At 35.7% G+C, this 8,824-nt stretch carries 10 protein-coding genes; 3 read left to right on the top strand and 7 right to left on the bottom strand.

Annotation, left to right across the window (positions count from 1 at the left end; all coding sequences use genetic code 11):
• Positions 1–254 (bottom strand): KxYKxGKxW signal peptide domain-containing protein (locus tag ON15_RS07245; RefSeq protein ID WP_169313784.1); only part of this gene is annotated, 254 nt, incomplete at its 3' end.
• A 103-nt stretch (positions 255–357) separates the two neighbouring features.
• On the bottom strand, positions 358–606 hold the full coding sequence (locus ON15_RS07240) for a hypothetical protein (protein ID WP_010580826.1): 249 nt from the start codon (positions 604–606) through the stop codon (positions 358–360).
• 332 nt (positions 607–938) lie between these two features.
• On the opposite strand from ON15_RS07240, the gene ON15_RS07235 reads away from it, so the two are divergent.
• Together ON15_RS07235 and ON15_RS07230 are read left to right on the top strand one after the other, a co-directional pair.
• Positions 939–1,961 (top strand): LCP family protein, encoded by a 1,023-nt coding sequence (locus ON15_RS07235; RefSeq protein WP_010580825.1) that lies wholly within the window; start codon positions 939–941, stop codon positions 1,959–1,961.
• A 137-nt stretch (positions 1,962–2,098) separates the two neighbouring features.
• Positions 2,099–3,532: an oligosaccharide flippase family protein gene (locus ON15_RS07230; RefSeq protein ID WP_010580824.1), complete on the top strand. Its 1,434-nt coding sequence runs from the start codon at positions 2,099–2,101 to the stop codon at positions 3,530–3,532.
• Positions 3,533–3,613: 81 nt separating this feature from the next.
• Here the strand turns inward: ON15_RS07230 and yidA are convergent, their stop codons facing one another.
• The gene (yidA, locus tag ON15_RS07225; RefSeq protein ID WP_034992758.1) at positions 3,614–4,432 is read right to left on the bottom strand and encodes a sugar-phosphatase; all 819 of its coding nucleotides are present in this window, start codon (positions 4,430–4,432) and stop codon (positions 3,614–3,616) included.
• 154 nt (positions 4,433–4,586) lie between these two features.
• On the opposite strand from yidA, the gene ON15_RS07220 reads away from it, so the two are divergent.
• Positions 4,587–6,014: an MFS transporter gene (locus tag ON15_RS07220; protein ID WP_010580822.1), complete on the top strand. Its 1,428-nt coding sequence runs from the start codon at positions 4,587–4,589 to the stop codon at positions 6,012–6,014.
• A 75-nt stretch (positions 6,015–6,089) separates the two neighbouring features.
• On the opposite strand, the gene ON15_RS12165 is transcribed toward ON15_RS07220, so the two are convergent.
• The 4 genes from ON15_RS12165 to rfbD all read right to left on the bottom strand — a co-directional run bounded on the left by ON15_RS12165 (position 6,090) and on the right by rfbD (position 8,791).
• Positions 6,090–6,644: an isocitrate lyase/PEP mutase family protein gene (locus tag ON15_RS12165; protein ID WP_235806394.1), complete on the bottom strand. Its 555-nt coding sequence runs from the start codon at positions 6,642–6,644 to the stop codon at positions 6,090–6,092.
• A 32-nt stretch (positions 6,645–6,676) separates the two neighbouring features.
• Entirely contained in the window at positions 6,677–7,009 is a 333-nt protein-coding gene (locus tag ON15_RS12160) for an isocitrate lyase/phosphoenolpyruvate mutase family protein (RefSeq protein WP_235806395.1), read from the bottom strand.
• 132 nt (positions 7,010–7,141) lie between these two features.
• Entirely contained in the window at positions 7,142–7,735 is a 594-nt protein-coding gene (locus tag ON15_RS11260) for an isocitrate lyase/phosphoenolpyruvate mutase family protein (RefSeq protein WP_010580821.1), read from the bottom strand.
• Positions 7,736–7,948: 213 nt separating this feature from the next.
• Positions 7,949–8,791, bottom strand: coding sequence for a dTDP-4-dehydrorhamnose reductase (gene rfbD / locus ON15_RS07205; protein WP_010580820.1), 843 nt, complete (start codon positions 8,789–8,791; stop codon positions 7,949–7,951).
• Positions 8,792–8,824: the final 33 nt, after the last annotated feature.

The raw sequence follows: 8,824 nt of genomic DNA, 5'->3' as shown, positions 1-8,824 counted from the left end.
GAACTCGATGAACTTGCACTTTGACTTGAAACAAATTCTAACGACTCTTCAGATGATTGAGACGAATCATCTGAAGAAGTCGAAATTGTTTTATCTGAAGCAGATTCAAAATTATCTGCTTCGACTACCATTGAGTGTATCGGCTTGAACTGAACACCAAGAACAAATGAAGACACAGTCAACAAACTAAAAGCCCAATATTTGCCGCTTTTATACATCTTGTAATGCTCTTTTATTTCAGATCCCTTCTTCATATTAAAAACTACCCCCGTTTTCGTCTTTAATTTAAGATTACCACATTCGACCATTAATTACTTAAATTTTATAGCCTGTAATAAAAATGTAAAACTACCAATCTTATTTGATAATCTGATTCGCCATATTTAGATAATCATGATCAATTTTCTTCAAAAAAGCAGCTTGATTAGCAGATGGATGATATGTATTTACTTCATCCAAGAATGAAATAAATTCTTCTGCTGGTAATCGATATTCGATCTTTTCATGTGAATATTGATCATATTTCAACACTTGGCGAAGATTTGCGTCGGAATAAAATTCATATTGCTGTGAACTAAAAATAAGTTGATATTTGTTTTTATTCATTTGCCACACCTTAACTAAATCTTAATTTTGAACAAATAAATCATATCATAAAGCCTAATTATTTAACTAGCAAATGTTCGCAAAAAATCTAATTTGCATCAGAAAGCAGCATAAAGTTATTAATAATAATATTTCTCAAGATTGTGCTATATAAAAAGAGGTGAGGCTATCAATATCCCATATCTAAAGCTACGAGATTTTCGCCCAATCATAATTAAAGTTTAAAGAAAACTCAAATCTATTATTTTTTTATAAAGTTTAATGTAATTACAATTACTCCCAGCTAATTAACAGCTAGAATAAAAACAAAAAAAGTGAAAAGAGAAACAATGATGCCAAACAAACCGCAAGCCGATCAACATAACGAAGACTGGGAAAATCTACGCCGTCCAAGAAATTATCGTCAACGGCATCCATTTCGTCGAATTTTAATTTTAGCCATTTTTTTACTAATTTTAGGTGGTGGTTGGTCACTTTGGAAAAGAATTCAACCAACCCAACACTTTGCTAATTTAAAAACCATTAGTCATCCAAAAAAAGATTATCATCAAGCCAAAGGTAGTTTTAATGCTTTGATCATTGGTTCTGATGAGCGACGCGGACAAACATCTGGTCATACTGATTCAATGATGTTAGTTCATGCAAACTTGGCTAAACATCATTATACTGTTTTAAGCATTCCCCGTGATTCAAGAATTTATATGCCGAATTTAGGCTATACCAAACTAACCAGTGTTCAATCAGTTTATCAAGATAAATATGGCTCCAAAAAGGGAATTACCATGGCAGTTAAAACCATTTCCAACTATCTGGATGTTCCCATCAATTATTATTTGGAAACTAACTATTGGGGCCTGCGTTCAATGGTTAATGCAATCGACGGCATTACGATCAACCTGCCCTTTAAAGTTAGATTAACGCATCCCTGGTATCCTAAAGATTATGATAAGACATTTAGTCAAGGAAAACATCAGCTTTCTGGTAAAATGATTACTGAAATTGTCCACGAGCGTGATTCAGTACCCGGAACCGATTTTGGTCGCCAAAGACTGCAAGAAGCAGCTCTGGTGGGAATTGTTAATAAGGTAACTGATCCTGCTAATGCCCTTAAGATTCCTGCTTTAGCAAAATCAATGTCGAAATTTTTAATTGCCACAAACTTAAAAACAACCGACATGATCAGTATTGGTTTGGCAGTTAAAGGAAACTTTGATGCTCAAAAGCAGGTTCATTACTTACAATTAAATGGAAAAAATGAAGTACTTTATGACGATATTCTAGAAAATTATAATGAAGAAATTGTTTTAAATCGCAAGCGTCTCAAAAAAATTATTTCTCAAGATTTTGAAAAGTAGTAAAATTTAAAAAATACTTAATTATTTTGATTAGAATTTTCGTTTCACAGTCAGTGTTTAATGTTAAAATGATATATGTTTGAGCAAATTTTACTGCTTAGCAGCTTATTTTTCCTGTTTAAGGGAGTTTAGTTTGAATGAAAATTTTGAAGAATTATCTCTATAATGTCAGCTATAATTTGCTGGCGATCCTTTTACCAATTTTTACGGTTCCCTATATTGCCCGAGTTTTAAATCCTTACGAAGTAGGAATCAACTCGGCTACCAACTCAGTTATTACATATTTTTTATTAGCTGGAACTTTAGGAATTACCACTTATGGTAACCGAGAAATTGCTACTAAGCGGGACAATCCGCGTGAGCGTTCACAAACCTTTTGGGAAATTGAATTTTTACAAATTTCAACCATTTTATTAGCCTACTTGGCGTTCATTGTTTATTTAATGGCTTTTCAAAAGCAATTTAGAATTTATTTTTTCTACCAATCTTTTTTCATTGTTGCTGGACTTTTTGATGTTTCTTGGTTTTTTATGGGAATGGAAGATTTTAAAAAAACCGTTGTTCGAAACATGCTAGTAAAAATCATTTCTGCTGGTCTGATTTTCACTCTGGTCAAGTCGACCGCTGATTTAGGAATCTATATTCTGATTTTGTCTCTATCACAATTGTTTGGTAATTTGACACTTTGGTCTTATTTAATGCATTTAGTTACCAAACCTGATTTCAAGCATTTAAAACCTTGGCGACACTTGAAACCATCAATTGCCCTTTTTATCCCACAAGTTGCCATCATGATTTACGTTTCCTTAAATAAAACAATGCTTTGGAAATTAGATTCGGTTACTGCTGCAGGATTTTATGACTACTCTGATAAAATTACTAAAATTGCTTTATCAATCGTTACTTCACTGGGAACCGTTTTATTACCGCATATGTCTAATTTATATGGAAAAAAGCAGTTCGATAAAATCAAAGAATATCTCGTTAATTCAGCAGCAATTATGCTCTTTTTAGCTTTTGCGCTAGCTTTTGGAATTTGCGGAATCTCACATAGTTTTGTGTTAAAGTTTTTAACTGCAAAATTTGCTCCGGTAGCTGAACTAATTGTTTTAGAATCACCGGTACTGATAATGATTGCTTTAAGTAATTTAATTGGCAATCAATATTTGCTACCGCTACGAAGAACTAAACAGTACACTCAGTCAGTTACTTTGGGAGCAATTACGAATATCATCCTGAATGTTCCCGCTATTCTTCTATTCGGCGTTAAGGGATCAATGGTCGTCACCGTAATTTCGGAAACCGTCGTCACCGGTTTCCAATTGTGGGTAATTCGCCATGATTTAAAAATTACTTTATTATTTAAGGGCTGTTATAAGTATTTGTTCGCTGGTATTTTAATGTTTATCGTTGTTTTTAGTTTAGATCATTATTTCGTTCCTAGTTATCCGCACATTGTATTAGAAGTTTTAATCGGAGCTATTGTCTATTTTGCTGTTAATTTTGCTTTACGTTCACCAGCATTTAAACTTGCGCTGACTTTCTTAAAAAATCATCGTAAAACCAATTAATGAATTTTATAAATAAAAAAGCAAGACCGTTTAAGCTTTATTAATGATCTTGCTTTTTTGTTTTAATTTTTTTAAATTTAGCTAATTATTAATGACATAATTATTAAGGGCCACTGCAACTCCGTCATGGTCATTATCAGCTGTTTGCCAGTTAGCTGCTGCTTTCACCTTGGGAATTGCATTACCCATTGCAACTCCTAAGCCAGCGTAAATAATCATACTAAGATCATTGCCCTCATCGCCAATCGCCATAATTTCATTTTCGGTCAACTGCAATTTTCGAGCTAGCAGTTGTAAAGCGTGGCCTTTGTTGACCCCCCTGGCATTCGCCTCTAAATAAAACGGTGAGCTTTTTGTAAAAGCAACCTGATCTTCTAACTGCCTAAACGGTTCCCAATCAGTCATTGCTTGAGTTAATCTTTGCGGGTCATCAATGAACATTGCTTTAATCAGTCTAGTTTGCCGCAATTCAGCGGGAGTTCGGTAAGAAATTTCGAGTTTTGCGATCAAGCTTTCATAAACAGTATAATGACCAATATCACGATCAGCTGTATATATGCGATCATGACTAATAGCATGAAAATGCAATTGCTTTTGGCGTGCCAACAGCTCTAATTGCAGATAACTATCATATGAAATCGGTTGTTCACTAAGAATTTCACCGTTAGTTTTTTGAACCATTGCTCCGCCAAAGCTAACTACAAATTGATCTGACTGATCATCAAGCCCCAATTGCTTCAGCAGGTCCTTTACACCACTTAACGGCCGGCCGGTACAAATCACAATTTTTACACCCTGCTTTTTGGCTTGATGGATTGCTTTTATGACGGGAACTGTCACTTCTTTGCTTGAATTGAGTAAAGTTCCATCAACGTCTATTGCTACTAGTTTAATTGAAATGTTAATCTCCTTCTTTCATGCTTGCTTTAACTGAAATATGGCATAATCATCTTTCCATGTCAATCTGTCAACCACTATTGCCAATAAAAATAATGCTTTTTTGCTTTTATAATTTGCGCTATGATAATCTTTAGGCAAAGAGAGGGAGGACCTTATGGTGACCAATTTAAAAAATTATCACAGTTTGTGGTTGACGATCTCCGCTGTTGGAATCTTTTCTTTTATGTCAACCTTGGATTCGTCAATTATTAATATCGCTCTACCGGTAATTTCAAAATCATTAGCTATTCCAATGAACCAAACTACTTGGGCAATTTCAATTTATTTAATTATTATCTCCGGATTGGTAACCTTTTTTGGCCATCTAGGTGACCAAATTGGGAAAATCAAAGTTTTTAAAGTTGGAACATATATTTTCACTTTAGGTTCATTACTAGCCGGCATAAATTTAGGACTTTACTTTTTGCTATTTGCCCGGTTAATTCAATCACTCGGGGCAGCTATGACTATGAGCAACAGTTTTGGAATTATTACTGGCATCGCTCCCTTTAAGTTTCGTGCGCGAGCAATGGGATTAAATATCATGTTTGTTTCTTTAGGGACCATCGCTGGGCCAGGTTTTGGTGGCCTAATTCTGGAACATCTCAACTGGCCTTATATTTTTTGGGTTAATGTACCAGTTGGCATCTTAGCTATTATTATTGGTCAAATTTTCTTTCCAGCAGAAAAGCACCCAGCTAAAGATTTAATCTTTGATTACCTAGGAATTATTAGTTTATTTTTATTGATTACGATTTTTTTCTTAGGAATTAATCTTGGACAAGAACAAGGGTTCCTCAAACCTTTACCAATTATTTGTTCACTGATTTCACTGGGATTGTTGACTTTTTTCATTACTCATGAAAACAAGACGAATGATCCGCTACTTGACTTATCAGTCTTTAAATCAGCTTTGTTTAGTGTCAGTTTGATCGCTGCTTTTTTGATATTTACTTGCAATTTTTTTATTAATATTTTGCTGCCATTTTATTTTGAAGATCTCAGGCAAGTCTCAGCTGGTTCAGCCGGCTTTTACTTGATGATCTGGCCAATTATTATGTTACTAGCAACACCTTTTTCTGGTTATATTGCCGATCATTTTCAGCAAGAAATCGTTGCGTTATTTGGATTAACAATTTTAGCTGTTTCATTTTTTGGTTGGCGCATTGTCAACCAAAATACCCCGCTCTTATTTGTTGGATTACTTTTGGCACTAGGTGGCATTGGCATGTCATTTTTCCAAACCCCTAACAATGCTTTGATTATGAGTAACGCTCCAAAAGAAAAATTAGGAGTTGCTGGGGCATTAAATGCTTTGGCTCGTAACTTGGGGATGATTTCTGGAACTAGCTTGGTTACGACAATTCTCTATTTTGCAATGAGCCAAAGGATTGGTTATCAAATCACAACTTACCCGCATGGTCATAACCAGATTTTTGTTTATGGGATGCAGATTGCTTTCAGCAGTGCCACAGTAATTATTTGTTTGACTTGGTTACTGACTTTTTATCGGATCTGGATGCGAAAAAGAGAATTTAAATAATTTTGAAAAGGCTTGGATTCAGTTGATACTGCAATCAGGCTTTTTTATTACGTTGAGCAACAAGGTTATGAAACCTTAGTCCTTAGCCGCTGAAATTATCATTTTGCTTAACAAAACTTGCATTTTTTCATGAGAATACTGTTCTTCAAGTTGATTGACTGTCGATAAGCCAATCAAGTTATTAAATTCTGAGAACGAGAGCATCATATCCTTAGCCGCTGAAGTTTTGCCAGTTTTTTTCAAGATTGAAAGAACCTTATCAGTTGCATAAGTCTGAGCATAAGTTAAAGCTGCTGGATGGACAATGATTTTAAAGCCCATTTTTTGAGCCTGTTCAATACTCAGAATTGGCGTGGTCCCACCTTCAATCACGTTTAACATCAACGGTGTCTCAGGGAAAGCCGCTAGTTCTGCTTTCAGCTCATCGATACTTGCTGGCGCTTCAATAAAGACTAAATCTGCCCCGGCTCTTAAGTATGCCTGACTACGCTTGATTGCAGTCGATAAATCATAAACCGCTCGTGCATCAGTTCGTGACATAATTAAGAAATTTGGATCTTGCCGAGTCTTAACCGCCATTTTAATTTTTTCAATCAAGACTTCAGGTGTCTCAACTTTTTTCCCTGCCATATGACCACAACGTTTTGGCCAGACTTGATCTTCTAAAAATAAACCACAAGCACCGAGCCGATAGCTTCATAGCTGGCAACTGTTCTAACGATATTGTTTAAATCACCATATCCAGTATCTGCATCGGCGAAAATTGGAATATCAACTGCATTCACAATCTCGCGGCATTTATTGAGCATAACTCCAAAATCTGCCAAGCCGCGATCTGGTTTGGCTAAATTACTGGCGCTGGTCGCATAACCTGCCGCAAAAATTGCCTGATATCCTTGCTGTTCAGCAATTTTGGCAGCTAAGCTATCTGGTGCAACTACCATATTTACGATGTTATCTTTCGCAAAAACAGCTTGTTTAAATTGCTGACGCAACCGTTGGAATTTTTTGAATCCATTATTGTTGACACAAACTAGATCTGAAACAGTTGACTTAGTCGAGTTCCCCGGAATTTTTGCCCTTAAATCCAGCCAAAAATTGTGGTTTGATTGACGCTGTCATTTCTTTTATCTGCTGATCATCTTCGAAACAAAGTCCAACTTTAGGAAACACTTTATTTGATAGTTGGAGCAACTGTTCTTGACTAATGTGCTAACCAATAAATTCTTGATACCTAATTTCTGAGCCAGTTTAAAACGTTTTTTTAAACCGTTTAAACCATATATAGCAATCCCGTCAAATTTGAGAATTATTTGACAATCGGTCGCTTGCAAACTATCTTGACAAGCCTTAATTTTACCTAAAAATTCCACTAAATCTTCCGGTGAATTAGGAATTTGACTATGACTCGGATATTTTTGATCATTTAATACTAGATAATTTGCTCCCGAACGAATTAATTCTTGTGCAGTTTCATAGGTATTGAGCGGATTGCCAAAGCCAGCCTGACCATCAGCAATTAAAGGAACATTAGTCGTTAAACACATATTCCGAAAAAAATGTGCATATTCTGATAAACTTAACAATCCTTCATCATCTTGACCAATCAACCGATTAGCCAATAGACGACCACTGATAAAAATTGCGGCAACATTCTGTTGAACTGCTTGTCTAATTTCTACGGCATTAGCAGCAACTGCTATTTCACCTGATAATTCCATGCGTTCACTCCTTTTTTGGTTAATACAAAGTTATTTAATGACAGGTTAAATATTCTGGTAATCTGCATTATATATTAACTAGTTATGAATGCAATTAATATTTATAATTTGCAGGTTGCAAATTAGTTAATAAAGCTTATTTATTGACTAAAAATAAGAGGCCCAACCAAAATAAGCTTTCGATTCAGTCTCTTATTAAATGGAGCGGTTATTTTATTTTTCCTTAATCTGGCGCATAAATTCATACAAGGCATCTTCCCATTTTGGAAACTTAAAGCCGGTCTCCTTTGCCAAATGCATCACTGAATAATGCGGACGAAAGGCTGCTGATGGATACTGATCAGAACTGACTGGTAAAACTTTTACTGGCTGATCTTTTAAAATCTCTTTGGCAAATTCATACCACGAACATTGACCATCATTGCTACATTGATAAACCCCATAAGCAATTTGATTATCAACCAAATAAGTTAAAAATTCAGCTAGCGTCCGCGTCCAAGTGGGCCGACCAACCTGATCATCAACGACCGTTAATTTATCATGAGTCTTGGCCAAATTTAACATGGTATAGACAAAGTTGTGGCCCCATTGACCATAGACCCAAGCCGTCCGAACAATATAATATTTTTGACAATATTTTTGCACTGCCTGCTCACCTAACAATTTAGTCCGACCATATTCATTGCGCGGACCTTTCGGATCCTCTGGCAAATATTCCCCGCTGGTTCGTGTCCCATCAAATACATAATCTGTGCTGACATAAACCAAAGTTGCCCCATACTTTTGACAAGCTTTAGCGACGATCTCAGTCCCTACAGCATTGATCAGTTCATCAGCTGCCTTCCCTTCACCCTCAGCTTTATCAACTGCAGTATAAGCAGCACAATGATAAACAACCTCAGGACGGTGTTCAGCAAAAAATTGATTAACTTGTTGCTCTTTGGTAATATCTAATTCACTAACGTCGGCCGCTTTAAAAGCAACTTGGCGTTCTTGAAACAAATGCTGCAACTCTTGGCCTAATTGTCCATTGCCGCCAGTAATTAAAATTTTCACGTTTTCTTCCTCCAGTTTAATTCTATCAATAAA

It is taken from the genome of Liquorilactobacillus vini DSM 20605 (assembly GCF_000255495.1).
GTDB classification, from domain to species: Bacteria; Bacillota; Bacilli; order Lactobacillales; family Lactobacillaceae; genus Liquorilactobacillus; species Liquorilactobacillus vini.
Note: the sequence above shows the minus strand (reverse complement) of the source record. Positions and strands in the feature narration are given on the sequence as shown.

Coding starts and splice junctions, on each gene's coding strand:
- ON15_RS07230 (WP_010580824.1), top strand. CDS start 2,099: ATGAAAATTTTGAAGAATTATCTCTATAATGTCAGCTATAATTTGCTG.
- ON15_RS12165 (WP_235806394.1), bottom strand. CDS start 6,644: ATGGCAGGGAAAAAAGTTGAGACACCTGAAGTCTTGATTGAAAAAATT.
- ON15_RS07220 (WP_010580822.1), top strand. CDS start 4,587: ATGGTGACCAATTTAAAAAATTATCACAGTTTGTGGTTGACGATCTCC.
- ON15_RS07235 (WP_010580825.1), top strand. CDS start 939: ATGCCAAACAAACCGCAAGCCGATCAACATAACGAAGACTGGGAAAAT.
- ON15_RS11260 (WP_010580821.1), bottom strand. CDS start 7,735: ATGGAATTATCAGGTGAAATAGCAGTTGCTGCTAATGCCGTAGAAATT.
- ON15_RS07240 (WP_010580826.1), bottom strand. CDS start 606: ATGAATAAAAACAAATATCAACTTATTTTTAGTTCACAGCAATATGAA.